Below are 25,480 nucleotides of genomic sequence, written 5' to 3' on the forward strand. Positions count from 1 at the left end.
CCCGGGCGCAGGCGGCTGGCGACCGCTGACAAAGCAATCGGCCGCATCAATGACGCGAAAGTCTCGCATGCGGTCAACAAAAAAGCCCGGGGCGAAATCGCACCGAGCTTCCTCATCATCGCTCTTACACCAGTGCCAGTACATTCGTGGTCAAAAGTGTAACGCGACACGGCAATTGCGAACGGCGAAACGTTCAGCGCTCACCTGCATGATGTTTTCCGACGAACCGGAGGTGGCCACCACGACCGAGGGAAGAGCCTTCCGGGGATAATCGTTACCGTGCCTGAGAGACCGGCGCGCGCCCCATCCACACGGTTCCGGTCGCGTCCGCCGCCCCCTCAGGCCGGTTCGAGCGTCGCGTGTTCAGCCGAACATGCGACGCTCGTCGCGGTGCGCAGCCGCGCTGACGCGAGGGCATTCGAACCCGCCATCGCGGCAAGCGGCGCGGCGAAGCGCGAGCCGGGCTTGAAACCGCGCCACTGGCAGCGGCCGATCCTCGCGCTCGCTTTCACGCCCCTTCCTTCTCCCGCGAAAGCCCCAGCTGCCAGTGCAGCTCCATCAGTCCGCGCTTCAGCCAGGCGAGCTGCGGTTCCGGCATGGTGCGCAGCATCTCGTAGTCCATGATGCAGACGTTGAAGACAGTGGTCTTCACCTGCGGCCCGTCCGGCAGTTTCAAGAGCACGCCTTCCAGCTCCATCATCCGGTTCGCCGCCTGGCGGGCGCCGCGGGCGCGCTCGGCGCTCGTCTCGCCGGCAAAACCCTTCACGTCGAACAGCGATTGGGCCCGCACGCTCGGGAAAGGAATGCCGGTGAGGCTGTAGTAGCGCGCCATCTGCCGGCTGTATTCGTCGCCCGCCTCGCGCTCATGCGCCGTCAGCTTGCCGTCGAGGAACATGCGACCGAGCGTGTAGCCGGCAAAGGGGCTGGCAACATCGGCATCGCGCCTGCCGGAAAAATGCATGCGCCGGCGCGCGTCCAGCGCCACGGAGCAGACCTCGCGCTCGCTTTCGCCATGCTTGATCTGCCCGCCCGGATAGCGCGCCACATTGGCCTTGCGCGGCCGGCCCGCCCGGCTGGCGCGCTTGATGCGGATGCGCTCTGCCTTGGATGTCATGGTCTCTTCTCCTTTTGCAATCTGCATGTGCCCTCGCCCGCTGCATGTGTCTGCGGCCGCGGGCGGGACTGAAATTCGTCGGAAAATCAAAATGCCGGCGCGCCGATCCCGTCGGCACCGGCATTCGCGGGCAAGCGGCCCGGCTGCTGGGTCCGTCCGCGCCGCCGCGCATTGCCGGGCTCGCGCTTGTTGACGGCGTGCAGCACCGAGGTGTGGTCGCGCCGAAAGATCCGCCCGAGCGCCGGCAGCGATAGATCCGGGCGCTCGTCGTAAACGGCGGTCATGCAGCGGTGCCGCGGCTCGACCAGCCGTCGCTCGCGGCCAACCCCGATGATGTCCTCGAAGCTGATCCCAGGATAGGCGCCAAGCGCCTCCTCGATGATCGCCCGCACCGGCCGGCGGTTGAACAAATCGCTGTTTGCCGCGGCCGTGGCACCGCAGATCAGCCGCGCCTGCGAGAGGATGCGCGCCTCGGCATCGGCGAGCGCCAGTTCCAACTCCTGGATCCGGCTCGCCTGCGCCCGCACCTGAACGGCGACGATGCCGACGAGATCGTCGAGCGTCGCCGGTTTTGCAGCGGCGCTCCCCGCTTCGTCCCCCGAGAGCATCCTTTCCGCCGACCCTGCCGCTGCGTGGCCCGGTGCCTGTCCTGTCGTCAATTCAGTGCCTTCAGACCGCATGGAAAGCCTCCCTCGAAACGGCTGGATTGAGATTTGCACGCTCGACGCCGGACACGAGCCAGTCGCGAAACGCATTCCGCGCCGCCGGATTTTGCGGGGCCGTATCATCCGGCTGCCTATCAGCTGCGCTTTCGGTCGGGACGTTCGCGCCTTGCGCCCGCCCGTCGGAGGAAACTGCATCCCGCCCGGCCTTCGCTGCCGCATGCGCCTGACGGAAGCTTTCGACCATCGCCCGCACCCGGCTGCGGCTTGCCGGCGATCGCCGATCGTCGGCCGGGCGCGGCGTCAGCGCCGCAACCATCTCGCGTTTGCGGGCAAGATCCGCCCTGAGACCCAGCGCCTCCGCCTTGGCGAGCGCTGCCAGCACCGGCGGCTTGGGTATCGTGCCGAGAAGCACGTTGGGATTGGCGGCATAGTCGCCGCGGATCAGTTTCTGCGTCGCCGCCGAAAGCCCCGAGGCCGGCACGCCCGAAAGCGCGTAGTCCGGCCGTCTGCATCGCATCGAGGCTGCGCAGCACCGCCGCCTCGTTGACGCAGGCCAGCCGCTCAGTGAGCGCGGTAATCTCCCGGCCCAAGGTCGAAAGCCGGGCCTCCGCCGGCGAAATCATCATCTCTGAATAGGTCATTGTTCTCGTTTCCGTTCAGTTGGTTTTCGATTGTCTGCCTGCATTCCCGCTGATGGCGGGCAAAGGCGGTCTCGTGTGGCGGCGCCTGGGGGTGATGGCCGCGACGGGCCTGTCCGCCACCGCGCAACCCGCGGCCGCCGGCATTGCGCATCCAGTTTCGCCAGGCGGCGGCCCAGTCGAGCTTGGTCGCATCGCGTCCGGATTTGGCGCGCCAGTAGTCGCGGAACTTGTCGAACTCGACGCCGGCCTCGGCCCGGCCGAAGCCGAGGCCGGCGGCGAAGCCCCAGTCGGGCTCGAAATCTTCAGGCAGCCGCATCGCCCGGCCGCTCCCGTTGCGCCGCGAGCCTGCCGCATCCGGAACGGCTGCAGCCGGAACCGGCCGGTCGGCGTCCCCACCCGGATTCGGGTCGGGAGAGTTAGTTTCTTTAGGGGGTGTGGGGGAGCTTTCTTTATCAGAGAGGGCACCGTCGGCCGTCACCGTGACATCGCGTGACGTCACGCGGGCCCGACGGCGCTGCTGCCTTTCGCGGTCGCCCGCCCGGCGGCGCTCGATCTCGGATACGTGCCCCGCCTCGGCAGCGCGCACGGCAGAAAGGATCATCTCGGGCGACGCGCCCGATTGAACCAGGGCTTCGACGATTGCGGTAATGCGCATGCGCTCAAGCCCTCGCCGGCCGGCGGAAAGGAGGGCGCACCACCTGGCGGGAGAAGACGCCCGCCACCCGGCTTGGACGACGAAGCCCGGCCTTGGAACCGACGTCCCCGGTCGCCAGCCGCCCCGGAGTTTCACACGTCGGCAAAACCCCGCGCCCTCCCGGCGCCTTCCCTGTCAAATCATTGTCAGCCATGCCGCTTCCCATGCTTTCCCCTTTGGCCGTGCCCATTGGCACGGCCATTCGTCGCGCCTGCCGCGCGCCCGCTTCCGATTGTTCTTCCCGTCACCGGCCGGTCGCCTTGCCGCCCACCGTCAGGCAAGCAGCCGATCGCCTTCGCTGTCCCCTCCCGGTGTCAGGGGGGCCACGCCTCCGCCGAAGGAGGCACTGCAACGGCCGAAACCCGTGACCTTGGCGCCGCCGGCACGCACTGGCTGCGCGCCGGCTGCTCTCCACCGACGTGGCGCACGTCACCGACCACGGACCGTCATCGGCCCGCGTGGCAACCATGCGCCGGCGCGCCGGCATCGATTGGAAAAGCGAGAGGTCGCCGGGGAGGAAACGACGGCCTCTCACCTGGACCACCGCACAAGATGCGGCGATCGATGCTGAATGCGCCCCCTGGTCGGCATCGGCTGAAACGGATCGATCATCCGCATCCAGTCCGCTTGCTGGCCCACTGGGCGCCGTGACGGTTGCTGCAGCGGTTTCTGCCGCTCATTTCCGTTGACATCCTATTCATAGTAGGATTTCTTATTGCCATCAAGAGGAAAAATCCTATTGGACGACGGAAACGAAATCTGGGATGCCAGTGCCATGGACGAATTGCGCCACCTCATCCGGGAAGCAGTCGACGCGAAGAAGACGACCTACAAGGATCTGTCGATCGCGATCGGGAAGAACCATGCCTATATCCAGCAGTTCGTGGAGCGGGAGACGCCGCGGGAACTGCGCGAGCGCGACGCCCGCGCGATCGTCGAGCTGATCCAGGGCGCTGCCGCCGCCGGCGAAGCCGCGCCCAGACGCGCGCCGGGTTTTGCGCCGCAGATCGTGCCCGGCGAGCAACTCGTCGGCCATCGCGACCTGCCGATCTTTGCGGCCGCGCAAGGCGGCGACGGCCATGTGATCGTCACCTTCGATGCGGTCGAATATGTCAAGCGCCCGTCCGTGCTCGAGGGCGTCAAGGGCGCCTACGGCATCTACCTCACCGGCAGCTCGATGATCCCGGCCTATGAGCCGGGCGACATGGCGCTCGTCCACCCGCACCTGCCACCCACGCGCGACAAGGACGTGGTGCTCTACCACGTCCCCCCCGCCAACGATGCCGAGGCAATCATCAAGCGGCTCGTCTCGTTCAACGACCGCGAATGGACGCTGAGGCAATACAACCCCTCCCTGGAGTTCACCGAAAGCCGGGTCGAATGGTCCTTCTGCCACCGGGTCGTCGGCAAATACAGCGCGCGGTAAACGGGGCGAGCACCACAAACAATCACAGGATTTTAAAGAGATTGAGCGGCAATCCGGTCGGGATCGCCGAGCAGCCGCCGCTTAGGTACGCCGCAATTTTTCAGCCCGCTCGTCGCGCTTTAAGTCTTTGATTTCTCGCCCATCGCCGCCGCAAACAGCACAAATAAGCGAGTTGCCTTAGTCGGAACACCGATCGACCAAGGCCTGAAAAGCAGCGTCAACCGCTGTCCGAGGGCTGTTTGCGACCACCCAGATCGGATCGGCCGCAGCGACGACCCTATCACCGGAACCACCAAGGTCAGCCGCCCGAACCGCCTCGAAAATGGCGCAGGCGCGCTTGCTCCTGCGATTGTACGCAAGCTCGAACATGGCCTCTGGAGGCCCGGCAGGATCGGCAAACACCTGCACGACATAGGCCCGAAATCCGCGCCTGTCGTCGCAAAAATTGATCTGTCGCAGGAGAACGGGGCTCAACTCGGCCTCGTCAACCGGAATGGGCGAAGACCAATATTGACCGGTAGACGGCTCGCCGCTTGCACGACTGTCGACGGACATCATTTCACGCCTCCCAACATTGCGCGACGACATTACCACGGCGCGCCCGGCTCGTAACCAATGAACATTGAGTGGCTCCCAAGCGGTGAGCGCCTTCTTCGACCGCTCACGGATGTGACCGTTACGGGCCACCCCTGCCCGGCGACAGCCGTCACGCCGCCATCGCCTCCTCGATCTCCGTGGGCAGGTCGCCGATCGTAAAGAGCACCCTGGCATCCTCGAACTCACCGGTCGCCAGGTCGCCCGAGCGGCTGAAGGCGATCACCCCCACCTTGGTCGCCGCGAGCCTTTCGGCCAGCCGCTGGGCATGCTCGGGTCCGGTCGCCTGCACCGGATCGTCGGCGAGAAATGCGCCGCGGCTCCCCAGTGTGAAGCTCTGAACGACGAAGTAGGTGATCATCCCATGCTCCTTTTCCGCCACCTGGAATGGCGGCCCCACAGTGGCGCAATCACCCGAACAAAACAAGAACAAACAGTGCGTCATCGACAACTTGAACAAGGCAATTCCTGCCGGCAGTGTTTTTCCTATTGACTGAATGATAGGATTTTTCCTATATCTACATCAGAAACACAGCCGGAGGGGCCGACAGGAAACCCGCGAAGGGTGTTCCAGTGCGCACCTCGAACAGACGAGGTGAACGATGTCGGATGCGATCTCCGTGGGCGCCGCAACGGCGATGAGCGCAGCACCCTTTCTAAAGCGCCGAGAAATCATTCTCGCCATGATGACGCTCGGTGCCGGCACCTTCTGCGACGAGACCGACACGACGGGCACCACCTACCGAACCGCAGCCGACTGGCTCGATGTGCATGACGGCGAGCATGTGGAGCGGCTAATCCGCTTCGATCTCGACGCGCTTCACGGCGAAGATGTTACCGAGACCGTCGCCGATGCCTGGCTGAACGGTTTCGACCAGAGCCCCGAGCAGGAACACAGACTGCCCGCTTTCGTGCGAACGTCGCAGGCATGGGAACGCTGGTGCGCCGATTTCAGCGCGCAGTGCGCGCCTTTCGGCCAAACCGCCCACGGCACCCTCAACCACCGCCAGCAGTTCGGAACCAGCTTGCGATGACCGTCACGCTCGACAGATCCGCCCTCTTTGCAGCCATCGAAGCCTTCTGGGAAACCGAAGGCGGCAACGATCGCGGCATCGAGGCGGCGATTTCGGCTTACCTGCAGCACCAGGGGCTCACCACCTTCGACGGCATGGCGACGCGCAAACGCGCCGCGCTCGCCGCCGCCACCGCCCGGCCCGCCTGACCTTCGCCTGCCCGGACGCCCCCACACGCCCAATATTGGCAATCTCCAATCATTTGCGAACATGCTAATAGACAGCAAAGGCATCGCGGAGGAGACAGTCCATGCCAAGGCTTGCGCAACTCTATTTCAAGACCGCAATCATCTTCCTGATCATCGGCCTCTGCATGGGCCTGCACATGGCGATCAGCCAGGACCATGCAGCAACGCCGGCCCATGCCCATACGAACCTGCTCGGCTGGGTGACGATGGCGATCTTCGGCATCTATTACGCGCTCAACCCGGCCAAGGCCGAGCGGCGGCTCGCACTGATCCAGTATTATGTCTACACGTCAGGCGTCGCGGTGCTCGTGCCCTCGCTCTATCTGATGACGACAGGCAGGCCCGAGATCGAGCCCATCGTTGCCGCCGCGTCTATCGTCGCCTTCCTCGGCGTGCTGCTGTTTGCCGCGGTGATCTTCAGCAGCGCTGAAAGTCCCGCGCGCGCCAGCACCGCCCCATCGCGGTAGGTGGGCCGCTGCAGCCCGGGGCACCTCGTCTCGCGTCACTTCGATGTCGATTTCAGCACGCGATGGGTCGCATCGTCCAGCGCGTGGCCGGTTTCGACACCGTCCTGCCGAAAGCCGCGCGCCGTGTTGGCGCAAGCCGAAAGCATAAGCACCGCCAGGCACAGGAACGTCAGCATCGCCTTTGACATGATCGTCTCCGTCTTTTCCTCCAATCGGAAATGAAGCGCCGACCGACAAAGTCAATCGATAGCCTTGAAAAGCGACCAGTGAAGCGACCACAGGGGCGCGCCTGCCCGCCCGTGCGCGGGCCACTTTATTTTGGCAACCGTACCAGAATCAGCGAATCCGGCCTTTCCCGCTTCGGCGGATGCACGTTAGCTTCCGTACCGCGCAGTACGTTCTTTCTGGACTGCGCTTCCCCGCACCCCGAGCCATTTTGGGTGCCTGCTTGCCCCGCCCTCGTGCGGGGCTCTTTCTTTCTGGGGGCCTGCCGGGTCGTTACCAACCGGTCTCAATCAACCTTGAACACTGCGTCGCCGACGAAGACGATGACATATTGCCCGCCCTCACCCTCGCGCGCCCAGCCCTGCAGCACCGCTGCATAGGGTGCGCGCTTCCATGCGTCCGGATGGTCCGGATCGACGAGAACCGTGACCTGCGGTCCCTGGCGATAGATCATCATATGCGAACGCGCCGGATCCCACGCCTCGCCCAAGGTTTCGTCCGTACGCCAGAGACAGAGAAAGTCACGGCAAAGCTGCGGCCGGTCCTCATAGATCCGGCATCCCGCACCCGTGCAATGCCGACACCAGGCATTGGCCGGCTTCTCCAGCGCATCGATATCCGGCAGGCGGCAGCAGAGCGTACAGGTGCCGCAGGCGCGCTCGGCGAGCGGGGTGGCGCTGAAATCGGAAAGTGCGGTCATGCGGCGAGGTCTATCACCGTGCCCGGCCGCAAGGAAACCCGCAAAACTTCGACGTTACCTGACCGCCGACGCCGAACGATTGCCGGCGCCGGCCTATGTGAGAGAACGATCGCGATCGTCATGCGACCGCCCAGCCGTTATCCGATGCGCGGACAGCCGCTGCGGTTCGCCAGATAGATCCGGGCATATTGGCCGCGCCGGGTTTCGCCTTCAACGACGATCCGGTTGCGGCTCATGGCGGCAATTTCTGGATCGCGCAGCCCGGCGCGATAGGCCCGGCGCAACGCCTGACCGGTGCTGCAGCCGCGCGGGCGAACGTAATCTTCGTCGTCATAGCGCCGCTCGCGACGGAAGTCGTCGCCGTAATAATCCCGGTCCCGGCCGATATAGAGGTCGAGTGATTGCGCCGGCGAGACGGCCGGCATTGCGGTGACCGATCCCGCGGCCACCAGGGCCGCCATCAATAGCTTGCTCATCACGCTTGTCATGTCTGCCTCCTCCACTTCTTGGCGCATCAGCGCGAACGTGGATGAAGGAGAAACAGGATAGCGGCCAAAAAGTTTCGCAGAAAACGCTTTGACGTCAGGCTGCGCACCAGTGCCGGCCCGCTTGAATGCCGCCTTTTGCGATTGAAGGATACCCGCAGAAACTGTAGCAGCCGGGCGCACTCCACGTGTGCGAGCCACTCGACACAGCGATTTTCGCTCCCCATATCCGTGCGATCGTATGGATTGCCACGCCTGTGCTTTTGATTTAGTCCGGGTTCATATTGTTTATGACAAATGTCGGAATGAGCATGACGGATATCGCGTATCCCTTCAAGAATCGATCCGATGCCGAGTCGATCACGGATCGAAGCTTGTTTGATCGCATCGCGACCTGGTACGAGACCACCAAGGTCGAGCGGCGCGAGCGCAGGATGAACCACGCGGTCGATCTGCGCTGCGTCAGCCCCCAGGGGCAGACGTCGCTCTATCCCGATGACCTGCCGCTGATCTTCCTGACCCGCAACGACGCCAAGCTCATGCCGGGCTTCCTCGCCCATTACCGGTCACTCGGGATCACCCGCTTCATCTGCGTCGACGATGCCTCGACCGACGGCACCCGCGAATATCTGCTCTGTCAGCCGGATGTCGACCTGTGGGCATCCTCGGTCCGCTACAAGGATGCGCGGCGCGGACGCGCCTGGAGAGAGTCGCTGTTCGCACTGTATGGTGGCGAACGCTGGTACGTGAACGTCGATTCCGACGAATTCCTGATCTATGACGATTGCGAAAACCGCACGCTCTGGTCGGTCATCCACGCGCTCGAGGGCCTGAAGATCTCGCGCCTCCCGGCACCGATGCTGGACATGTATCCGGTCGATCTCGGGGCCGCCGACATCGACCAGTTGCAGACAAGTGCCCCCTGGGAAGTCGCCGATCATTTCGACAGCCGCGGCTACACGCTGACGACGACGAAGCGGGCGATCACCATCAAGGGCGGCGCTCGCCACCGCGAGTTCGACTCGGACCTGGAAATGATCAAGTACCCGCTGATCTATTGGGACGAAGACTGTCGCTTCGGCCCTAGCATCCACCAGCCGCTCCCCTATCAGCGCAACTTTTCGTCTATTCTTGGCACGCTGCTGCACTTCAAGTTCTTTGCCGACTACCAGAAGGTCATCAACGACGCGGTGGCCGATGGGCAATATTTCGACGGCTCGGCGGCCTACGCGAAGATGACGGATGCACTCTCCAGCACTGGCGCCCTGCAGCTCTTTTCCGAGTCTTCGATGAAGTTCGACGGATCGAAGCAACTGCTGCGGCTCGGCTTCATTACCGCGGTCCCGAAGGCTGCCGACGAAGGCACCCGCTAAGGCGGGTTTGTCGGTTCGCGCTTTCGCTTAGCCGGCTGTCGATGGGGAAAACCACCCGGCTCATGTTTATACTTCAGGGACAGCCGCACACGTCGGGCGGTCGCAGCCGCCCCACGCCACGTTTGGCATGTGTTTTTCAACCGACCCGCGAACCGGCCCGTTGATAATTCGACCAACCGCTCCATTTACAGCTTCAAGGCACTTAACCTGAGGAGAAGCCTTGATGAATCGAAACACCATCATCGGTATCGTGGTTGTGGTCGTGCTCATTGTACTTGCTGTGATGTTCCTGAAACCGGGGGCGAACCAGCAGGCAACCGAGACAGCGCCGACAACGACGACGACACAGCCGGCAACGACCGAGCAGCCAGCGACGACCCAGCAGCCCGCAACGACAGACCAGTCGGCTACGCCGCCAGCAACAACCACGCAGCCGACCACCACGCAGCCCGCGACGACCCCGTAAAGCCCGCGAGCACCCGGCGCCAAAAACGCAATCACCCACGGGCGTCGCCCGTGGGTGATTGTTTTATAGCGCTTTTTGTCCTGCCGAACGTGTAACGGTCGCGGCAAGCGCTCAGGGTACTAGGAGGATATTGCGCCGGCGTGGGCTGTCGCTGAAATCATAGGGGACAAAGGACAGCTTGCGGTGAGTGAAGGGGCTCGTCTTTGTCGTCTCCGGCTCGAAGGCCTGGTAGCCGAGCGAGAAGAAGTAGTCCTTCATCTCCTTGCCAACGGCCGCGCCGTGGCGCTCGAAATCCAGCTCCAGAAGCACAAAGGGTCGGTGGCGCTCGACAGTCTTGCGGCCGCCGCGAAGCACATTCATTTCAAAGCCTTCGACGTCAATCTTCATGAAGTCGACCGAGCGCAGATTGCGATTTTCCACGTAGCTGTCGAGCAACGTGACCACGACCTCGACCTCATCGTAGTTTTCGGCGCCTAGCTGCTTGTAGGTGTCGTTCTGCAACAGCGAACTCACCCCGCCGCGGATGTGGCCCTGCTTAATCTGAAACATTGTCATATTGGTTTCGGCGTCACCGAGGGCGAAGTCGTTGACGTTGAGGCCCGAATGACCGTTGAGCTTGGCGTTGGCGAGCAACTTGTGGCGGATATGCCTGACCGGCTCGAACGCATGCACATTGCTTGCATCGCCGGAAAGATGCGCAAACACGTTCGAATAGACGCCAATATTGGCTCCGATGTCGAGACAGATATGGCCGAGCGCAACCAAGCGTTTAACGACGGCGAAATTGGTAAAGTCGTAGTGGTACTCGCCGAAGAAATTGCGTCCCTTCTTCAACTCGCGCTCGATCTTGTTGTTGTCCCCACAAAAGAAACGGCAGCCGTCAAACTCTTGTATTGAAAGCGAATCCAGAGACATCGGTGCTATTTCCTCACCACGGCTTGAATGTTGGAAGGCATCATCGAATCGATCTTGTGATCGTCGGTGTATTTCCACGTCGTATCGTACTGCTGGGTAATGAAGACGTCGAAGAACCGGGCCGAGCGCGCCATGAGTTCGATGAACGGGCGCGCCAGCGGAAACACGTCGCACTGCAGCAGAATGCGCTGCATCAGAATGCCGATCGTTTCGAACGGCATGCTCGAGCCGCGCAGGTCCTCGATCTCGCTCCAGTCCTTGAACAGCATCTTGAAGGAGAAGGGCGTGAAGTGGAAATAGTTCTCGGGCCCCTCGTGGAAGGAGAACACCGCCGAGGCGGAGATGATCAGCTTGCCGTTCGGCTTCAGGATGCGGCGCATGTCGTCGATCAGCCGCTGCGGATCGGGAACATGTTCGAGCAGGCCGGTGCAGAGCACGATGTCGTAGCTTTCGCTTTCGATGGCATCGAGATGGTAATGCGTGTCGACGACGAGATCGGCCTTCTTGCGATCGGACTTCGAGACCAGGAACGAGTTCGGGAAAAACTCAGTATAGTCAACGTCTTCGGTGTGAACGATGATCGTGCGCTTGTTGGAAGCATTTTCCTGGCATAGCCGGACCAGGTTCTTCGTCGAAAGCTTGCCCCCGAAGTAGTTCTTTCGCGAGAGCTTTTGCCAGCGCGTGCGTTTCGCCCGCTGTTCCTTGCCGCTAAGTTCCGGGGAAGTCATTTCCGTCATGGATTACCCGCCTTTGTTTTGTGGCGCTGGCATATCTTATCGGCGGTAAGCATTGCAAGCGCCATGACTGTCAGTACTGGATTGGCGTAGCCGTAGGAGGTGAAGACCGACGCGCCTGCCGCATAGAGATTGTCGACCCCGTGCACCCGGCCATCGCGATCGATGACGGACATGTCGGCCGAGCGGCCCATACGCGTCGTGCCCATGAAATGGGAATGGATGCCGGTGATGTCCCAGGGCTTGCCTGCCGGCGGCAGCGTCGAGATCAGCTTGCCGATATTGTGGCGCAGCAGCAGCCCGGAAAGCTCGTCCAGAAACTCGCGGATCGACGCCTGGTCATCTTCTGTCAGCGACCAGCGCACGACGCCCTTCGGCAGCCCATGGGGATCGCGCGCCTCGCTCAACTCGACCCTGTGCTCGGCATTGGGATGTTGGTCGAAGAAGCCGCGCACCACGAGGATCGAGCCGCCCGGCCCGAGCAACCCCATCTTGCCGATGACGTTGAAGGCGACCTGGCCGACAACCGCCAGAGCCGAGGTCAGGCGACGACGCAAGGTCGATTGCGGGCGATCGCCGCCCTCGCCGGCAGCCACCACGTGCTGCGCATGTTCGAGAAGCTTGAGCCCGATCGATTCAAAGCGCGGCGAAAACTGAACATAATGGTTCAGCTGGTCTCTCTTCTGACCCTTGCGCACGCCGACACCGAAGCGCAGCGAGCTGCTGCCGCTCTTGTGATCGCTGAACAGCGGCCCTGCCGTCTTCACCGTCTTGAACAGGTGAATGCGCCCGACATTCGCCTTCGGATGGGTGGAAAAGAAGCGGCCGATATTGTCGTTTGCCAAAAACCCGCCTTGGCGGCTGTTCAGCATGATGCGCGGGTTTTCGAGCCCGCCGGCGCAAAGCACGAATTCCGGGGCGGAAAGCTCCACGGTTCGCCCCTCGCCGATCGCCGCCCGCACCGCGCCGACGCGATCGCTGGCGGCGGTCGGGATCACCTGCAGCACGCGGCAATTATAGACGATGGTGAGATCAGGGTTCTTGCCCGCAAGCGCCTTCAGATAATCCTGACCGTTGAAGGCCGGACGGCTCCACTGGAACCGCTTGACCGAGACGGCCGGGTCGGAGACGAAATCCCGCCAAGGCGCCGAGCCGCCGTCATAGGCTGGCACCTGGTCGATAGCGCCGATCGGCTTCAGCTGCAGGAGTTCGATCGCCTGCTGGTAATATCCATCGAGTTCAGCGCGCTCCAGCGGCCAGTCGTTGCCGGACGTCAGGTCGACATCTTCCAGCGGCGCGACACGCCCGGACCAAAGATTGGTCGCGCCGCCGATCTGGAACGAAAGCCCGAACGGCTCCTGGTTGGCGATCTCGAAGAAGGGCGAGCTGTCGGAGTTGACGAGGTTGTCGCCGGTTTCAAGCAACGTGACCTTCAAGCCCTCCGCCAAGAGCCGCGTCGCCATGGCGCAGGCCGCAGCCCCCGACCCAACAATCAGCACATCGGAACCGATCGCCTGCAGGGCCTCGTCGCTGCACGCACGCGCGTCAATAATATTCCTGGTGTCCGTCATCGCTACTGCACTTCCACCCGCGGTTTCAAATGCCGGATGTCCCGACCTCGTCACCGTCATAGCTAATTGAGCAAACCGGGCAAGCGCGCTCGTCGATATAATCAGGGAAAACCGGCCCGTGCGGCCGGCGAGAGGCGGCGTTCACCAGTCGACCACCCAGAAGTCCGGGCGAGATCAGGTACTTTCCCACTCCCAGAAAAACCGCTTGCGCAGTTCCAAGAGGCTTTCTTCCCAACTGTCGCGCTGACTGGCGGCGAGCGCCTTGACCAAGTGCCCCTTGAGAACCGCGTGGCTGTAGCGTGGCAACGCCAGAAATCGCGTGTGCGGGGTCCGGCCGGGCCTGGTGTTGGGGGTGACCACCAGAACGGAAAAACTCTCCGCCCAGCTTTCCTCCTTCGTGCCGATCTCCAGCTCCAGCGTGAACTTCACGTCGTCTGGCGAAGTCGCCTCGGGTCCTTCATCGCAATCGAAGTCGAACTCCGTCCAGGCGCCCGGTAGCAGGCCGAAGGCGATGGCCGACTTCAGGTCGATCGCGCGAAACATCGGAAGTCAGCCCACCGAATCTGGCTGATCTTGCGCAGGCACGCGACCAGCAGTCGTCGGGCTTAGAAACAAAAACAACGCCAGCGCCACAGGGGCGACTGCTCCCCAGGCGCCAAGTGCCCTGCCAAGTCCGCCGGCTGCGACCGAATATGCATAGAGAAACAGGAAGGCGAGCCCTGAATTGGCAACGCCGAGATCGACCAGTCGTCGCAACGTCAGGAAAACCGCATAGCCGCAGCCGAAAATCAACGCCGATTTCGCTGGCCACCCTACTTCGTCAGCCGCCGCGAACGGAAACAGGGCTGCCACGAGCAAGGCGCACAGCGCGATGCCAAGCAGATAGTCCAATCGAGCAAGCGGGACCGTGGAGAGCAATATTCTTCTGACCCTTGCAAATCGCATCCGCCACGCCCGCACTAATTGAATGCCGGCGATATACACATCGCAGCCGCAAGGTTCTACTTCGATGTCCCACCGAGCTCGGAAACGCCGGGGGACGCGGCGCACCGATCGACAATTCCAAAGCCGCTCGACCTTTTCGGCCAAGCCATTGCCGTCTGTTCCCCTATCGCCCGCCAATGCTATCAATTCGGAACCCACCCACGGAGCCCCTGAATGCGCGTCGTCTTCCTCTCTTCGCTGCTGCTTCTGTCCTCCTGCATACCGCACATCCCGGAGGACGTTCTCGACGCCGGCTGGTGCAGGGAGATGGCGGCGGCAAGGGCGAAGGCGACCGGCAAGGGGCGGGAAAACCTTGCCGCGGCGATGATCAAGCATGACTGCGCGGCCAAGCTCGCCGCGCCAGTCCCCCAGTGAGCCGATTGCCCTCTGAGCCGTTGTTCATCGGCCACCGGTTGCTGCGGGAAAAGAGGCCCGCTTGACGCGGGCCTCAGTTGTGTCTCGTCACCGGATAGCCGACCGGCATCTGCCAGAGCGAGATGTCGGCGATCTCCGGCTTCTTCACGCCCTCTCCCGTCTCTGCGCCGATATCGCGCAGCATACGGTCGGAGAGGTGGCTGAGCTGGTTGAGCGTCCGCTGACGCCTCCAGGCAGCAAGCAGGAAAGCGCCGACCGTGCGGCGGAAGCCGAACGTTCGAAAAAGGTCGTCCATGATCGCCGGCAAGGCGCCAGCGGTGGTCAGTTGCAATTCGCGCATGATTTTTCCCGCCGCGCAAAGCGGTCGGGTCCTCTAGATTATGGATGCGCGCGGATACGGAACTACGTTCCGGAAGCCGGTCACATCAAGTCAAAATGGAAGATACGAAAAGGCGGAACTCAGGACGCAGTTATGCGCCGAAGTAATACACAGGATTACGGCACACTCGTCGTGACGGGTGAACCATTCCACCAGAGGCGCGCATCTGAACAAAATTGATATTCATCGTATGCCTCCTCTAGTTTGAGCTCCGATTTGGCGAAAATTACACAGGATTACTTTGTCGGCAAGAGGACAATCTGCAGACGCAGGATTGAAGATGCGCCTGTTGCATGACTGCAACACCAGCAATGCTGCGGGCTTTGTGAGCCTTTCGACCGCCCCTGGTTCGGGCGTGACCGTCATCAACGGAAACGATCCCAATTGCACCGCCAATTGAACGGAGCCTGCTGATCTCGAAAACATAGGGGCGACCGACGCCGAACGGTGCCGGCGGCACAACTGGCCGAGGGTCGGTCGCGCCGGCCGCGACGCCGGTGGCCCGCACTTGAGGATCCGTGATCCAGCCCTTATGGAACAGACATCAATTCGGCTCAGACCAGACGGATGTTTCCATGAATTTCGACGTTCAGGACCTAAACGGCGCCTGCCACTGCAAAACGGTTCGCTTCAATGTTCGGCTGAAGAATGGTCTTCATACGGCCCGCCGCTGCACCTGCTCATACTGCCAGCTGAAGGGCGCGGTTGCCGTCTCGGCGGCCAAAGACGGCGTGACTGTGCTTTCGGGCGGCGAGGCGCTGACCAAGTATCAGTTCAACACAAATGCAGCAGAGCACTTCTTTTGCTCGAAATGCGGCATCTACACCTTTCACAAGCCGCGCTCCAACCCCGATTTCTACGGCGTTAACGCAGCCTGCCTGGAGGGCGTGAGCCCCTTTGATTTTGAAGAATTGCCGGTCAACGACGGCATCAATCATCCGATGGACACCAAGGGCTCAACCGGCCCCCGGCTCGCCGGAACCCTGCGATATTTTCCGGCCAAGTGATTCACGAGCCCTGCAAGACACGGCGCGACGGCGGCCCGGCCGTCGCGCGTGCTTGGCGACTGATTGCCGGAAGACCAATTACGCTGGCCCAGCTCTGTCTTTGCGATCCTCATCCGCCGCCCGTCCCACGGGTCAGCGGAATGCGCGCCGCCCACTGGGGGCGCAACATCGAATCGGTATATTTTGCAACGGAAACGGGCCGTGACTTTTGCCCAGAAGCCCGGACACATGCGATCGGCCTAAGTATAGGAATTGTAATCTAATCAGCGCTTTAGAAGAAGTTTTGGTGGGTGATCACGGGCTCGAACCGTGGACCCGCTGATTAAGAGTCAGCTGCTCTACCAACTGAGCTAATCACCCATCCGTGGCGTCGCTTTAGCGCACGACCTCATCACACTCAAGAGGGTATTTGCATCTCGCAATGATAAACTCACAGCCGTTTCCGCCGGAGCGGTCGGAGACGGCTAGATTCTTGCCTTCAATCATCCCCGTCGTCAGCGCACGTCGATGAAGTTGCCCCTGAGGTCGAAGCGGCAGTTGAAGAAGGTGACGCCGCGGCCGCCATCGTAGTTGCCCTGCACCCAATAGTAGCGGCCGCTTCGGAAGGCCATATTGACGGTGATCCGGTTGGGACGCACGCCGAAGGCGGCAGACGCTTCGCCCTGGCAGAAGCGCGGCATCATCCTTGCGTCGACACGATCCGGCTGCTGCGTGTCGTCGTATTGCGGCGGGCGTTCCGGGCGTGGCCGTGTGTTGCCGCCGGCAGACGTGACACGGCAGACGCCGTTGCCGACGCCCCGGCGCGTATAGCTGATTGAAGGCGAACCATCGCGGTTGACGCTGATCGAGATCGTGGTTCGTCCTTGGCTCGCCTCGTAATAATCGCTGCTGAACCGCTTCAGACGGGCCTGGCTGCCATTGATGAAGACGGGACCGCCCTGATCGGCGTGGACCTCGATACGGCCGGGGCAGGTGGCGTTGAAGAACGGCACTTCGGCCTTCGCCTCGGTGGCGAAGCCGGCAAGGATACCGACGAGCATTCCTGCGGCGATCGTGCTGCGCATGGGGATACCTCTCCAATCATCGCTCGTTTCGTGTGCCCGGCTCGCTGCAGTATGCCGACCATGCGCCTCGCGTCAAACGGGTCTTTTGTCGCGTTTCCCCTGTGGCCTGTATCCGCAGGGATGCGCGAGGGGTGGCCGGAACGCGCCCGGTTGATAGCGGGCGAGTTCTCCACAGGGGTTGCTCTAGCCTCACGAGATTTTTCAAAAGATTTTCACAAAGGCGCTGGACAACCAAACCGAACGCCTTTATACGCCCCCTCACGACAGCAGCGGGACACACCGCAGCGGTCGCGGATGGGTGATTAGCTCAGTTGGTAGAGCAGCTGACTCTTAATCAGCGGGTCCACGGTTCGAGCCCGTGATCACCCACCAAAACTTCTCTTAAGACGCTGATTAAGCTGAATTTTCCAAGTCTTATGCCGACGCCTCAGACGTAGAGTTCGCCGGCCGCAATCTTCACCGCATGGCCGCCGATGCGGGCGTTGCTGATCTCGCCGCCCGAGATGTCGAGATGCAGATGGATGAAGGACGGCCGTCCCATTTCCATGCCCTGCTCGACCAGCACCGGATGATGGCCGTCGACGAACTGGTCGAAATAGTGGATCGCGCCGGAAAGGGCGGCAACGGCCGAGCCGGTTGCCGGATCCTCCAGATTGCCGGCACCAGGGCCGAACTTGCGGGCGTGAAAGCGCGCCGTGTGGTTCACGCCGCCGCGACAATAGACGTAAGCCGCGGCCAGCCGTCCCTCGGCCATCGGCGTCAGTTGCTCCCAGCGCAGCGAATCGAACTCGATCGACGAAGCCGCCGCCACATCATGCACCGGCACCATGACGAAGGGTGCGCCCGCGCTCCAGAACGACGGAACGTGATTCTCGAAACCGATCTGCGAGAGTTTCAGGCTTAGCGCATCGGCGATCGCCTGCCGGTCGAAGCGTGCGTCGAGCCTGACCGATTTTCGCGGCAGGTCGAATTCGGCAAAGCTCGCCTGCCCGGGCTTGAGCCGCACGGCGCAGCGCACCGGCCCTACCTTCTCCTCCAGCACCTGCACGAGGTCGAAACCTTCCTCGATCGCGCCACGCTGGGCCTCGGCGATCGCAATTGCCGCACCGACGGTCGGATGGCCGGCAAAGGGCAGTTCCTGGGCAGGCGTGAAGATCCGGAGCTTCGCCGTGTGCGCCGCACCGCCGGGCCTGCGGATAAACACCGTCTCCGACAGGTTGAATTCCTGCGCGATCGCCTGCATCGCTTCATCGTCGAGCCAGTCGGCACCGAAGACCACGGCCAGCGGATTGCCTTCCAGTCGCCTGTCGGTGAAGACGTCGTAGATCGCGTAGCTGAGCGCCATTCATGTCCCCTTGCGAATATGCGCGAACTTTGCAGCGTCGGGACGCGGGCGGCAAGGCTTAAAAGCGCCGGTACACAGCTCGGCGCGGATCACGTTTTCTTTAGCTCCGGCTCCGGCAGCACGCTACGCCGCTCACGCGGCCAAAAACCCTCCCGGCCGCAACCGGCGCGCATCCGCCGCCGCGCGGCCGCGTGGCGACCCCCGCTAAAACGCACAAATACAAGGAGATGCGACGTCCCGTTGATTCGAAATCAGAGCGGCTTCTCGCGCCGAAACAGCCAGTCGAGGATCGGCGGTATGAAGGGCGGATAGTTGTGCGCCACGGGATCCGGGCCGAAAACCGCGATCGCCTCGTCAATCTCCGGCTCCGGGTCCGCGGCAATGTGCTCCGCCACGCGCGCAACCAGCGCTGCCGCCGTCTCCGGATAGCGATAGACGCGGATGAGCGTCACGGCGCGGCCCATATGCAGCAGGTGATAGCCGGGCTCCACGGTCGCGAGCGAAAGGTCGATGCCGGTTTCTTCCATCGCCTCGCGGCGGATATTGCCGTCGATGTCGCAGCCGCCATCGACGATATCCTCGGGCTCGAGCGAACCGGAGGGGCTGTAGACCCGGCCCGGATTGGCGGTGTGCCCGCCCATGCGCACGAGGATCAGCGCACCATCGGAAGAAAGGATCGCCGGCATGGCAAAGAGATGAAAGGCACTCTTTGCCCGCGTCTTCCGCCACCAGAGAAAGGTCGAATAGGGCACCACATGCCCCTCGCCTCGCAGCCGGCCGTCCGCGATGCGAAGCGCCCTGAGCAACACCATCCGCCCGTCGAAGAGGTGCGGGTTGGCGGCAATCTCCCGTTGCCAGTTTTCCTGCGCGCGCTCCACCTCCTCCTGGTGAAACGGATGCGCCGCGCCGGTAACGCGGACATCCACCGCATCGATCGGGATGATGACGCCTTCATCCGGCCAGGCGTCCGTGTTACTTTCAAGCGCGCTCATGCTCACACATCCAGGGTGATGGCCACGGGGCAATGGTCGGACGCCTTCGGCCGGTCCCAGCCGGTGCGCGGATAGCGCTCCACCTCCAGATCAGGCGGAAAGATCGTGCGGAACGGCTGGCCGCCGCGAATGACCTCGGGCACCTGGTGCGCGTTGCGCTTGGCAAGCGCCGGCGAAAGCCAGATATAGTCGAGCTGGCAGAGATGCCGCTCCTGCGGCCCGCGGCTGTGGAACAGCGTCCAGCGATCCATCACCGGACGGCGCAGCATCGGGTTCTCGACAAAGCCGTCGCGGGTAAAGACGTCGAGCGAACTCGTCTCCTCCTCATGCGGCACGAACTGGTAGCCGGTGCGCCGGTCGCCGAGGATGTTCACCTTCTCCTGGTAATCGTTCATGTCGCCGCAGATCGCGAACATCTTATCGGCCGTCTTCCCGCGGCCGAAGCGGCTTTCGATGATGTGGCGCACGGCCGAGGCTTCGGCCACGCGCAGCGGCATCGTCGCCTGCCGGCCGTCGAGCCCTTCGCGCGCCGGCCCCATCGACTTGAAATGCACCACGTAGAGCGTCAGCGGCCGCCCGCCGATCCTTAAGTCCAGCTCCAGGCAGTCGCGCTTGAAGATCCGGTCGGCCGGACGGTTGGTAAGCGCTATTCTGTCGTTGAAGAGGTCGAGGTCCTCATAGGTCAGCCCCGCATGGCTCTTCACGTCGAGGCATTCGATCGGCTGGCCGTCGCGCGTCTCCTCGCGCATCAGCACGGCGACGTCGATCCCGCGCGAATCATTGCCCTCTATCAGGTACTTCTGGCGATAGCCGTTGCCGACCATGCGAAAAAGGTAGTTGTATTCGAAGGCCTGCAGCGAGGCCATGTTGTCGGCTTCCTGCAGGCAGAGGATATCGGCATCGCAATCGGCAATCGCGAGCGCCGACATCTGCCGCGTATCGTCCGTATGCGCAATCGTGCGCGCCTCCTCCAGCCGCTGGTACTCGGCTTCCGTCTTCACGTCGAAGAGCCGGAGCACGCGGTCCTGTTTCAGCTGGTTGCGAAAGCCGGAAAAATCGAAGCGGCTCAAAAGGTTTTCGATGTTGAAGGTGGCAAGGCGAAGCGACATTTATCAATTCCGTGGCATGAAATGCGGGGAGCTTAAGCAATTCCAGGAAAAGTGTGAAACGGTTTTCCGTTCGGAATTGCGTCATCTCAAAAAGCAATTCCAGGAAAAGTGCGAAGCGGTTTTCCGTCCGGAATCGCGCCATCTCAAAAAGCAATTCCAGGAAAAGTGCGAAGCGGTTTTCCGTCCGGAATCGCGCCATCTCAAAAAGCAATTCCAGGAAAAGTGTGAAGCGCTTGTCCGTTCGGAATTGCGTCGCCTCAAAAGCAATTCCAGGAAAAGTGTGAAGCGCTTGTCCGTTCGGAATTGCGTCGCCTCAAAAGCAATTCGAGGAAAAGTGCGAAGCGGTTTTCCGTCCGGAATCCATTGAAATCCCGTACACACCGGCGGCCTCCAGCTTCGAGCGCGACCTATCGCGTGGGACCGCCGCCGCAAATATGATCCATGTCATCCAGAACACGAACCAATGTGCTCATATGGCATTATCGCGTTGTCTCTTGCACTTGTTGGAGGATGGGGTTGAACACGGAAATCGAAATCAAGCTCGAGCTTCTCCCTGAAGATCTCGATCGCTTCGCCGCATCCGGGCTTCTGGGTGAGCCGGCGCGCGTCGAAAGCCAGCGGTCCGTCTATTTCGATACGCGCGCCCGCGACCTGTTCCAGTCGGGTTTCACGCTGCGCATCCGCACGGTCGGTTCTGCCCGCACCCAGACGATCAAGGCGACGGGAGCGAGCGCCTCGGTTTTCGCCCGGCCGGAATGGGAGCAGCCGCTGGACAGCGACGAGCCGGTGGTCGACCACACCACGCCGCTTGCCGCCCAGTTCGACCTCGAGCCAGGCGATCTGCAGGCGCATTTTGCCGTCGATGTCGAGCGCACCACCTGGAAAGTGAAACAGGATGGCGCCGACGTCGAGGTCGTGCTCGACCGCGGCCTGATCACCGCGGGCACCCGCCAGACCGCGATCGGCGAGATCGAACTTGAGCTCAAGGACGGCGCGCCCGAGGCGCTCTTCACGCTCGCCCGCCGTATCGAGGCGATCGTTCCCATCCGCTTCGGCGTCATGTCCAAGGCGGAGCGCGGCTTCCGTCTCATCGATGCCGAGCAGATGGTCTTCAAGGCCGAGCCGGTCGAACTCGACCGCGAGATGCGGGTGGCAAAGAGCTTCCGCACGGTCGCCCTTGCCTGTCTTCGCCACCACCGCCTGAACGAAGACGTGCTGCGCGTGCGCCAGAACCCGGAGGCCCTGCACCAGGCTCGCGTTGCCCTTCGGCGCCTGCGATCGGCCTTCTCGCTCTACAGGGATTTGCTTCAGGACGACGAAAGTACGCGCCTGAAAGGCGAGCTGAAGTGGCTGGCGGGCGTCTTCGGCAAGGCCCGCGACGTCGACGTTCTCCTGGCCCGCGCATCCCAGCCGGAACTTGTCGAGTGGCTGAAGACGGCCCGCGCCGCCCGCTATCGGGAGGTGTTCGCGGCGCTCGATGACGGACGCGGCCGCGCCCTCATGCTCGATCTCCACCAGTGGCTGCACTGCGGCGCCTATCTTTCATCGCCGCCCGCCGAACTTCACGATCGGCCCGTGACCGATTTTGCCGAGGCCGTGCTCGACCGCGAGCGCCGGAAGCTGAAGAAGCACGGCCGCGCGCTCGCCAAGATCAACGACGAGGAGCGGCACGAGGCCCGCAAGGACGCCAAGAAGCTGCGCTATGCCGCCGAATTCTTTGCGACACTGTTCGACGACAAGCGTGGCGCCAGGCGCCACAAGCGCTTCACGGCCGCAATGGCCGCACTGCAGGATGAACTCGGCACGCTCAACGATCTGGTTTCGGCGCCGAATGTGCTCGGCGAGATCGGCCTCGAAGATCACCCGGACGCCGGAACGCTCGTCGTTCAGGCCAACAAGGACAAGCTCATCGACCGCGCGCAGGCTGCGCTCGACGACGTGATCGACGTCAAGCGCTTCTGGCGTTGAGCATGCCGGGCAAACCGACGTCGGTTTATCCCGGCACCTTGGCCACCCTCATGCCGCAACCGTGATCTTCGGCGGCTGCCAGGTGCCGTCGAGGATCGCGTCCTTGCCCCAATAGGCGCGAATGTAGAGCGAGAAGATTCCGTGCGGCGCCGGCAGCCAGTTGCTGTCCTTCTCCCCGCCGGGGCGCTCGGCGCTCACATAAAGCGTCAGCGAGCCGTCGGCATTGCGCTTCAGCCTGTCGCTCTTGGTGCCCAGCGAATAGCGCTTGAAGTCGTTGGTGTGGAAGAGGTGCTTGTCGTCATAAAGGGTCAGCGACCAGAAGCCGTTGACCGGCGGTTCCTGGCCGGGCGCAAAGGTGATCTCGTAGAGTTTCACGCCGGTCAGCTGGTCGCCGGCGCCGTCGAAGTCGGTATAGAAATACTGCGTCTCGCTCGGCCGGTTGTTGAACATGTTCGACTTGGCGGTGCCGGTCCGGTTGAAGTAGTCGATCCCCCATTGCGCATTGTTGACCGAGCGGTTCCAGCCATTGCCGGCCGGCAGCCCGTTGCGCTGCCATTCCAAGAAGGGGTGGATGACCTTGTTCTCGGTCTCGATCGCGGTGTCGACGAGCATGCCCCGAAGCTCGGGATCCCGCTCGGCCGCGTCGAGCAACAGGCGGAACTGGGCAAAAAGCGCCTCCTCCCCCGGCAGCGGATCGACCGCGGCGATGGCGTCGCCGAACTGGTCGAAGAACGTCTCCGGCGTCACCCATTTGGTTTCGGCGTCGGTCGCGCCGCCGTTTAAGGGCGGAGCCGGAATGTCGGTCAGCTTTGCCCATTCGATCGTCTTCGCCTCGCCGGTAAACTCTTTCAGCGGATAGAAAACCACCTGGTTGATCAGCGGCTGGACCGCCTGGTTGTCGTCGCTCACATCGGTCTGGAAGATGCGGGGAATGGCGCTCGCAAGCGATGTCGGGGAGCGGATGATGTCGGTGATGCCGGCGGGCTTCAGCCCGTCCCAGTCGGGGCCGACAAGAAGATAGAAGCCGGGCCGCGTGCCATAGGGCTTGCCGAGCTGGCCGAACTGATCGGTGCGGGCATCGTAGAGCGAATAGAGCCAGAAGCGGTCGCCGAAGTCGGGCACCTGCGCGACGACGGGCTCATCGTCGAGCTCGAAGAAACCGAGGCCATAGACGACGTCCTGGTTGGGGCATGTGACGAAGGTTTCCGACGGCTCGATATAGTCGTGCAGCATGCCCACCTGGCCGCGCGGGGCCACCGGCGAAAGGCCACCGAGCAGACCCGCATAGGGCGCCTGGGTGACCTTGGCCCTGCGGTTCAGCATGTTGACGATCGGCCAGCCCCAGATATAGGCCATCTGCCCGATCGTACGGGCATAGCCTGGATGCATGGCAACGCCGGTCACCGGCAGCGTCGGCGCTCCCGGCCCGAGCGCTTGCTGCGCCTCGGCGGGCGTGGCCGAGGTAACGACCGAGGCGGCGGTCAAAGCCGCCGGAACGGCCGCGCCGGCACCGATCGCGGCAAGCGAGGCTGCTCCGATCCCGCCTTTCATCATGTCGCGTCGAGTGATTTCAAGATTGCTGCCGGATGTTTTCATCATCGTCTCCAGGCGTCCTGATCAATCAGCTTTCGAAAGGCACCCGCACAGGCGCCCCGTTTTTGGCACACCGTCCATCTCGCCCGGCTTCGTCCTCGCGCCGGAAAACCGGCCTTTCGCCCTCACCCGTGACGGTTCAGGACACGGATCGCTCGCAAGAATGGTTCTCTGTTTTTTTTCCTCAACTGCGGCATTTCAATGCCCAGCAGCACGGGTCCGCACAGGGCCGTCGGACACCGCGCGTGAGGACCGCTATCCTGCCGAAACAAGCCGTTCGGCGAAAGTACGTAACTGTTAAAATACGATGCAAACGACCACGCAAAGCAGGGCGATCTTCCTTTCACCGATCGCCCCGCCTTGAGGAACCGTCGCAGGCTCAGCGGCGGCCGTCCTGCGCCGCCATCGCCCTTTCGATCCTCAGCGCCAGGTCATCACTCACCGGCACCATCGGTAGGCGCATCTCCGGGCTGTCGATCAGCCCCGCGCGCCACAGCCAGTGCTTGATCGGTCCGGGGCTCGGCTCGGCAAAGAGCAGCCGCGGCAGGTCGGCAAGGCGCTGCCATGCGGAAAGCGCCCCCGCCTGGTCGCCGGCAAGCAGCCTGTTGCGAACATCGGCGAAGGCTGCCGTCTGCACATGGGCGGACGCCGTGATCCCGCCTTCGGCCCCTTGCGTCAGCGCCGTGTAGAACAACGGGTCCTCGCCGGTCAGTACGGCGAAATCGCGCGGCTTGTGGCGCAGCAGATCGAAGGATTGCGTCGCATCCGCCGAACAATCCTTGACGCCGACGATGTTTCTCCGTTCCGCCAGTTGCAGCATCGTCTCGTTGCCGAGGTTGACGCCCGTCCGGTAGGGAATGTTGTAGATCAGGATCGGCCGGTCCGTGGCATCAGCAAGGGCCGAGAAATGCGCAAACAGCCCCCGCTGCGACGGCCGCGTGTAATAGGGGCAGGCAATCAGATAGCCATCGACGCCCCAAGCGGCCATCCGCTCCAGCGCCTTCACCGACTTCCGCGTATCGCTGCCGGAAAGCCCGAAATAGACCGGAATGCGCCGGCCGGATCCAGCCAGGGCCTGATTGGTGATCGCAACCACCCGCTCGCACTCCGCCTCGTCGAGCGCCATGCCCTCGCCCGTGGTCGCGCCGAGAATGAAGCCATCGATCGGCTCGGCCGCATAGTGGACGACCAGCCGTCGGAGTGAGCGCTCGTCCAGTTCACCATCGCGAAAGGGCGTGATCAGCGGCAGCCAGAGGCCGCCAAGGCCCGGCGATTGCGTTGAAGCTGTGCTTTCCATGAAATTCCATCTCCTTGAAAAAACCGGAGACGGGGA

The 25,480-nt window shown here is 62.8% G+C and carries 32 protein-coding genes and 2 tRNA genes; 11 read left to right on the plus strand and 23 right to left on the minus strand.

Features of this window, described 5'->3' with window-relative positions:
* Positions 1 to 338 precede the first annotated feature (338 nt).
* From IB277_RS09310 to IB277_RS09330, 5 genes are all read right to left on the minus strand, one after another.
* A complete protein-coding gene (locus IB277_RS09310; RefSeq protein ID WP_156400690.1) occupies positions 339 to 512 on the minus strand; it encodes a hypothetical protein in 174 nt (57 codons plus the stop codon).
* A complete protein-coding gene (locus IB277_RS09315) occupies positions 509 to 1,114 on the minus strand; it encodes a hypothetical protein (protein ID WP_060583349.1) in 606 nt (201 codons plus the stop codon). Before IB277_RS09315 ends, IB277_RS09310 begins: the two co-directional genes overlap by 4 nt.
* Before the next feature lie 86 nt (positions 1,115 to 1,200).
* A complete protein-coding gene (locus IB277_RS09320) occupies positions 1,201 to 1,794 on the minus strand; it encodes a helix-turn-helix domain-containing protein (RefSeq protein WP_176960258.1) in 594 nt (197 codons plus the stop codon).
* A complete protein-coding gene (locus tag IB277_RS09325) occupies positions 1,784 to 2,296 on the minus strand; it encodes a hypothetical protein (RefSeq protein ID WP_176960259.1) in 513 nt (170 codons plus the stop codon). Before IB277_RS09325 ends, IB277_RS09320 begins: the two co-directional genes overlap by 11 nt.
* A 44-nt stretch (positions 2,297 to 2,340) precedes the next feature.
* Positions 2,341 to 3,075 (minus strand): hypothetical protein, encoded by a 735-nt coding sequence (locus IB277_RS09330; RefSeq protein WP_090294083.1) that lies wholly within the window; start codon positions 3,073 to 3,075, stop codon positions 2,341 to 2,343.
* A 778-nt stretch (positions 3,076 to 3,853) separates the two neighbouring features.
* Between IB277_RS09330 and IB277_RS09335 the strand changes: the two genes are divergently transcribed.
* Complete coding sequence (locus IB277_RS09335) at positions 3,854 to 4,540, plus strand: S24 family peptidase (RefSeq protein ID WP_244546691.1); 687 nt, start codon at positions 3,854 to 3,856, stop codon at positions 4,538 to 4,540.
* 177 nt (positions 4,541 to 4,717) lie between these two features.
* On the opposite strand, the gene IB277_RS09340 is transcribed toward IB277_RS09335, so the two are convergent.
* Entirely contained in the window at positions 4,718 to 5,095 is a 378-nt protein-coding gene (locus tag IB277_RS09340) for a hypothetical protein (protein ID WP_162744913.1), read from the minus strand.
* A 151-nt stretch (positions 5,096 to 5,246) separates the two neighbouring features.
* A complete protein-coding gene (locus IB277_RS09345; RefSeq protein WP_034793442.1) occupies positions 5,247 to 5,495 on the minus strand; it encodes a hypothetical protein in 249 nt (82 codons plus the stop codon).
* Between the two features lie 241 nt (positions 5,496 to 5,736).
* Here IB277_RS09345 and IB277_RS09350 point away from each other — a divergent pair, with 241 nt between their 5' ends.
* The 3 genes from IB277_RS09350 to IB277_RS09360 all read left to right on the plus strand — a co-directional run bounded on the left by IB277_RS09350 (position 5,737) and on the right by IB277_RS09360 (position 6,862).
* Positions 5,737 to 6,168 (plus strand): hypothetical protein, encoded by a 432-nt coding sequence (locus tag IB277_RS09350; protein ID WP_060516136.1) that lies wholly within the window; start codon positions 5,737 to 5,739, stop codon positions 6,166 to 6,168.
* A complete protein-coding gene (locus tag IB277_RS09355; RefSeq protein ID WP_060516135.1) occupies positions 6,165 to 6,356 on the plus strand; it encodes a hypothetical protein in 192 nt (63 codons plus the stop codon). Before IB277_RS09350 ends, IB277_RS09355 begins: the two co-directional genes overlap by 4 nt.
* Before the next feature lie 101 nt (positions 6,357 to 6,457).
* Entirely contained in the window at positions 6,458 to 6,862 is a 405-nt protein-coding gene (locus IB277_RS09360; protein WP_060601179.1) for a hypothetical protein, read from the plus strand.
* 35 nt (positions 6,863 to 6,897) lie between these two features.
* On the opposite strand, the gene IB277_RS09365 is transcribed toward IB277_RS09360, so the two are convergent.
* The 3 genes from IB277_RS09365 to IB277_RS09375 form a co-directional block, all read right to left on the minus strand.
* Complete coding sequence (locus IB277_RS09365) at positions 6,898 to 7,050, minus strand: hypothetical protein (protein ID WP_060601181.1); 153 nt, start codon at positions 7,048 to 7,050, stop codon at positions 6,898 to 6,900.
* Positions 7,051 to 7,373: 323 nt separating this feature from the next.
* Positions 7,374 to 7,787, minus strand: a complete 414-nt coding sequence (locus IB277_RS09370) for a hypothetical protein (RefSeq protein WP_090294087.1) — start codon at positions 7,785 to 7,787, stop codon at positions 7,374 to 7,376.
* Positions 7,788 to 7,924: 137 nt separating this feature from the next.
* On the minus strand, positions 7,925 to 8,455 hold the full coding sequence (locus IB277_RS09375; RefSeq protein WP_244546692.1) for a hypothetical protein: 531 nt from the start codon (positions 8,453 to 8,455) through the stop codon (positions 7,925 to 7,927).
* Positions 8,456 to 8,658: 203 nt separating this feature from the next.
* Here IB277_RS09375 and IB277_RS09380 point away from each other — a divergent pair, with 203 nt between their 5' ends.
* Complete coding sequence (locus IB277_RS09380; protein WP_162731833.1) at positions 8,659 to 9,645, plus strand: glycosyltransferase family 2 protein; 987 nt, start codon at positions 8,659 to 8,661, stop codon at positions 9,643 to 9,645.
* A 223-nt stretch (positions 9,646 to 9,868) separates the two neighbouring features.
* A complete protein-coding gene (locus tag IB277_RS09385) occupies positions 9,869 to 10,111 on the plus strand; it encodes a hypothetical protein (RefSeq protein WP_090294089.1) in 243 nt (80 codons plus the stop codon).
* A 111-nt stretch (positions 10,112 to 10,222) separates the two neighbouring features.
* Here the strand turns inward: IB277_RS09385 and IB277_RS09390 are convergent, their stop codons facing one another.
* The 5 genes from IB277_RS09390 to IB277_RS09410 form a co-directional block, all read right to left on the minus strand.
* Positions 10,223 to 11,104 (minus strand): FkbM family methyltransferase, encoded by an 882-nt coding sequence (locus IB277_RS09390; RefSeq protein WP_162731827.1) that lies wholly within the window; start codon positions 11,102 to 11,104, stop codon positions 10,223 to 10,225.
* Complete coding sequence (locus IB277_RS09395; RefSeq protein WP_051659275.1) at positions 11,032 to 11,763, minus strand: class I SAM-dependent methyltransferase; 732 nt, start codon at positions 11,761 to 11,763, stop codon at positions 11,032 to 11,034. The genes IB277_RS09390 and IB277_RS09395 overlap by 73 nt, the downstream gene beginning before the upstream one ends.
* On the minus strand, positions 11,760 to 13,331 hold the full coding sequence (locus IB277_RS09400) for a GMC oxidoreductase (RefSeq protein ID WP_162731828.1): 1,572 nt from the start codon (positions 13,329 to 13,331) through the stop codon (positions 11,760 to 11,762). Before IB277_RS09400 ends, IB277_RS09395 begins: the two co-directional genes overlap by 4 nt.
* A 174-nt stretch (positions 13,332 to 13,505) precedes the next feature.
* On the minus strand, positions 13,506 to 13,874 hold the full coding sequence (locus tag IB277_RS09405; RefSeq protein WP_090294094.1) for an Imm8 family immunity protein: 369 nt from the start codon (positions 13,872 to 13,874) through the stop codon (positions 13,506 to 13,508).
* A 6-nt stretch (positions 13,875 to 13,880) separates the two neighbouring features.
* Positions 13,881 to 14,420, minus strand: a complete 540-nt coding sequence (locus IB277_RS09410) for a hypothetical protein (protein WP_143034192.1) — start codon at positions 14,418 to 14,420, stop codon at positions 13,881 to 13,883.
* A gap of 69 nt (positions 14,421 to 14,489) precedes the next feature.
* On the opposite strand from IB277_RS09410, the gene IB277_RS09415 reads away from it, so the two are divergent.
* Positions 14,490 to 14,690: a hypothetical protein gene (locus tag IB277_RS09415; protein ID WP_060516129.1), complete on the plus strand. Its 201-nt coding sequence runs from the start codon at positions 14,490 to 14,492 to the stop codon at positions 14,688 to 14,690.
* Positions 14,691 to 14,763: 73 nt separating this feature from the next.
* Here the strand turns inward: IB277_RS09415 and IB277_RS09420 are convergent, their stop codons facing one another.
* Positions 14,764 to 15,030, minus strand: a complete 267-nt coding sequence (locus IB277_RS09420; RefSeq protein ID WP_034793390.1) for a DUF1127 domain-containing protein — start codon at positions 15,028 to 15,030, stop codon at positions 14,764 to 14,766.
* A gap of 614 nt (positions 15,031 to 15,644) precedes the next feature.
* Between IB277_RS09420 and IB277_RS09425 the strand changes: the two genes are divergently transcribed.
* Positions 15,645 to 16,076 (plus strand): GFA family protein, encoded by a 432-nt coding sequence (locus IB277_RS09425; protein WP_060516128.1) that lies wholly within the window; start codon positions 15,645 to 15,647, stop codon positions 16,074 to 16,076.
* Between the two features lie 284 nt (positions 16,077 to 16,360).
* On the opposite strand, the gene IB277_RS09430 is transcribed toward IB277_RS09425, so the two are convergent.
* Together IB277_RS09430 and IB277_RS37855 are read right to left on the minus strand one after the other, a co-directional pair.
* Positions 16,361 to 16,436, minus strand: a tRNA-Lys gene (locus IB277_RS09430).
* A gap of 134 nt (positions 16,437 to 16,570) precedes the next feature.
* Positions 16,571 to 17,140 carry a hypothetical protein gene (locus tag IB277_RS37855; protein WP_210187426.1) on the minus strand — a complete coding sequence of 190 codons (570 nt, stop codon included), beginning with the start codon at positions 17,138 to 17,140 and terminating at the stop codon, positions 16,571 to 16,573.
* A 296-nt stretch (positions 17,141 to 17,436) separates the two neighbouring features.
* On the opposite strand from IB277_RS37855, the gene IB277_RS09440 reads away from it, so the two are divergent.
* Positions 17,437 to 17,512, plus strand: a tRNA-Lys gene (locus IB277_RS09440).
* A 55-nt stretch (positions 17,513 to 17,567) separates the two neighbouring features.
* Here IB277_RS09440 and IB277_RS09445 read toward each other — a convergent pair.
* The 3 genes from IB277_RS09445 to IB277_RS09455 form a co-directional block, all read right to left on the minus strand.
* Complete coding sequence (locus tag IB277_RS09445; RefSeq protein ID WP_110818631.1) at positions 17,568 to 18,485, minus strand: PhzF family phenazine biosynthesis protein; 918 nt, start codon at positions 18,483 to 18,485, stop codon at positions 17,568 to 17,570.
* A 251-nt stretch (positions 18,486 to 18,736) separates the two neighbouring features.
* Positions 18,737 to 19,477 carry an NUDIX hydrolase gene (locus IB277_RS09450; protein WP_090294099.1) on the minus strand — a complete coding sequence of 247 codons (741 nt, stop codon included), beginning with the start codon at positions 19,475 to 19,477 and terminating at the stop codon, positions 18,737 to 18,739.
* Between the two features lie 2 nt (positions 19,478 to 19,479).
* Positions 19,480 to 20,586, minus strand: a complete 1,107-nt coding sequence (locus tag IB277_RS09455) for an endonuclease/exonuclease/phosphatase family protein (RefSeq protein WP_034793373.1) — start codon at positions 20,584 to 20,586, stop codon at positions 19,480 to 19,482.
* On the opposite strand from IB277_RS09455, the gene IB277_RS09460 reads away from it, so the two are divergent.
* Together IB277_RS09460 and IB277_RS09465 are read left to right on the plus strand one after the other, a co-directional pair.
* Complete coding sequence (locus tag IB277_RS09460) at positions 20,558 to 20,953, plus strand: hypothetical protein (protein WP_176960260.1); 396 nt, start codon at positions 20,558 to 20,560, stop codon at positions 20,951 to 20,953. The genes IB277_RS09455 and IB277_RS09460 overlap by 29 nt on opposite strands.
* 143 nt (positions 20,954 to 21,096) lie before the next feature.
* The gene (locus IB277_RS09465) at positions 21,097 to 22,554 is read left to right on the plus strand and encodes a CYTH and CHAD domain-containing protein (RefSeq protein ID WP_226020699.1); all 1,458 of its coding nucleotides are present in this window, start codon (positions 21,097 to 21,099) and stop codon (positions 22,552 to 22,554) included.
* Positions 22,555 to 22,602: 48 nt separating this feature from the next.
* Here IB277_RS09465 and IB277_RS09470 read toward each other — a convergent pair whose 3' ends face one another.
* Positions 22,603 to 24,150, minus strand: coding sequence for a DUF1254 domain-containing protein (locus tag IB277_RS09470; RefSeq protein WP_082566244.1), 1,548 nt, complete (start codon positions 24,148 to 24,150; stop codon positions 22,603 to 22,605).
* Between the two features lie 376 nt (positions 24,151 to 24,526).
* Complete coding sequence (dapA, locus tag IB277_RS09475; RefSeq protein ID WP_089043591.1) at positions 24,527 to 25,444, minus strand: 4-hydroxy-tetrahydrodipicolinate synthase; 918 nt, start codon at positions 25,442 to 25,444, stop codon at positions 24,527 to 24,529.
* Between the last annotated feature and the right edge of the window lie 36 nt (positions 25,445 to 25,480).

It is taken from the genome of Ensifer sp. ENS07 (genome assembly GCF_014852185.1).
GTDB classification, from domain to species: Bacteria; Pseudomonadota; Alphaproteobacteria; order Rhizobiales; family Rhizobiaceae; genus Ensifer; species Ensifer adhaerens.

What these genes read in the sequence shown, in the direction of transcription:
- IB277_RS09315 (WP_060583349.1), bottom strand. Translation starts at nt 1,114, where the DNA reads ATGACATCCAAGGCAGAGCGCATCCGCATCAAGCGCGCCAGCCGGGCG.
- IB277_RS09320 (WP_176960258.1), bottom strand. Translation starts at nt 1,794, where the DNA reads ATGCGGTCTGAAGGCACTGAATTGACGACAGGACAGGCACCGGGCCAC.
- IB277_RS09325 (WP_176960259.1), bottom strand. Translation starts at nt 2,296, where the DNA reads ATGCGATGCAGACGGCCGGACTACGCGCTTTCGGGCGTGCCGGCCTCG.
- IB277_RS09330 (WP_090294083.1), bottom strand. Translation starts at nt 3,075, where the DNA reads ATGCGCATTACCGCAATCGTCGAAGCCCTGGTTCAATCGGGCGCGTCG.
- IB277_RS09340 (WP_162744913.1), bottom strand. Translation starts at nt 5,095, where the DNA reads ATGTCCGTCGACAGTCGTGCAAGCGGCGAGCCGTCTACCGGTCAATAT.
- IB277_RS09345 (WP_034793442.1), bottom strand. Translation starts at nt 5,495, where the DNA reads ATGATCACCTACTTCGTCGTTCAGAGCTTCACACTGGGGAGCCGCGGC.
- IB277_RS09350 (WP_060516136.1), top strand. Translation starts at nt 5,737, where the DNA reads ATGTCGGATGCGATCTCCGTGGGCGCCGCAACGGCGATGAGCGCAGCA.
- IB277_RS09355 (WP_060516135.1), top strand. Translation starts at nt 6,165, where the DNA reads ATGACCGTCACGCTCGACAGATCCGCCCTCTTTGCAGCCATCGAAGCC.
- IB277_RS09360 (WP_060601179.1), top strand. Translation starts at nt 6,458, where the DNA reads ATGCCAAGGCTTGCGCAACTCTATTTCAAGACCGCAATCATCTTCCTG.
- IB277_RS09365 (WP_060601181.1), bottom strand. Translation starts at nt 7,050, where the DNA reads ATGTCAAAGGCGATGCTGACGTTCCTGTGCCTGGCGGTGCTTATGCTT.
- IB277_RS09370 (WP_090294087.1), bottom strand. Translation starts at nt 7,787, where the DNA reads ATGACCGCACTTTCCGATTTCAGCGCCACCCCGCTCGCCGAGCGCGCC.
- IB277_RS09385 (WP_090294089.1), top strand. Translation starts at nt 9,869, where the DNA reads ATGAATCGAAACACCATCATCGGTATCGTGGTTGTGGTCGTGCTCATT.
- IB277_RS09395 (WP_051659275.1), bottom strand. Translation starts at nt 11,763, where the DNA reads ATGACGGAAATGACTTCCCCGGAACTTAGCGGCAAGGAACAGCGGGCG.
- IB277_RS09400 (WP_162731828.1), bottom strand. Translation starts at nt 13,331, where the DNA reads ATGACGGACACCAGGAATATTATTGACGCGCGTGCGTGCAGCGACGAG.
- IB277_RS09405 (WP_090294094.1), bottom strand. Translation starts at nt 13,874, where the DNA reads ATGTTTCGCGCGATCGACCTGAAGTCGGCCATCGCCTTCGGCCTGCTA.
- IB277_RS09415 (WP_060516129.1), top strand. Translation starts at nt 14,490, where the DNA reads ATGCGCGTCGTCTTCCTCTCTTCGCTGCTGCTTCTGTCCTCCTGCATA.
- IB277_RS09420 (WP_034793390.1), bottom strand. Translation starts at nt 15,030, where the DNA reads ATGCGCGAATTGCAACTGACCACCGCTGGCGCCTTGCCGGCGATCATG.
- IB277_RS09425 (WP_060516128.1), top strand. Translation starts at nt 15,645, where the DNA reads ATGAATTTCGACGTTCAGGACCTAAACGGCGCCTGCCACTGCAAAACG.
- IB277_RS37855 (WP_210187426.1), bottom strand. Translation starts at nt 17,140, where the DNA reads ATGCGCAGCACGATCGCCGCAGGAATGCTCGTCGGTATCCTTGCCGGC.
- IB277_RS09445 (WP_110818631.1), bottom strand. Translation starts at nt 18,485, where the DNA reads ATGGCGCTCAGCTACGCGATCTACGACGTCTTCACCGACAGGCGACTG.
- IB277_RS09450 (WP_090294099.1), bottom strand. Translation starts at nt 19,477, where the DNA reads ATGAGCGCGCTTGAAAGTAACACGGACGCCTGGCCGGATGAAGGCGTC.
- IB277_RS09460 (WP_176960260.1), top strand. Translation starts at nt 20,558, where the DNA reads ATGTTGAAGGTGGCAAGGCGAAGCGACATTTATCAATTCCGTGGCATG.
- IB277_RS09455 (WP_034793373.1), bottom strand. Translation starts at nt 20,586, where the DNA reads ATGTCGCTTCGCCTTGCCACCTTCAACATCGAAAACCTTTTGAGCCGC.
- IB277_RS09465 (WP_226020699.1), top strand. Translation starts at nt 21,097, where the DNA reads ATGGGGTTGAACACGGAAATCGAAATCAAGCTCGAGCTTCTCCCTGAA.
- IB277_RS09470 (WP_082566244.1), bottom strand. Translation starts at nt 24,150, where the DNA reads ATGAAAACATCCGGCAGCAATCTTGAAATCACTCGACGCGACATGATG.
- dapA (WP_089043591.1), bottom strand. Translation starts at nt 25,444, where the DNA reads ATGGAAAGCACAGCTTCAACGCAATCGCCGGGCCTTGGCGGCCTCTGG.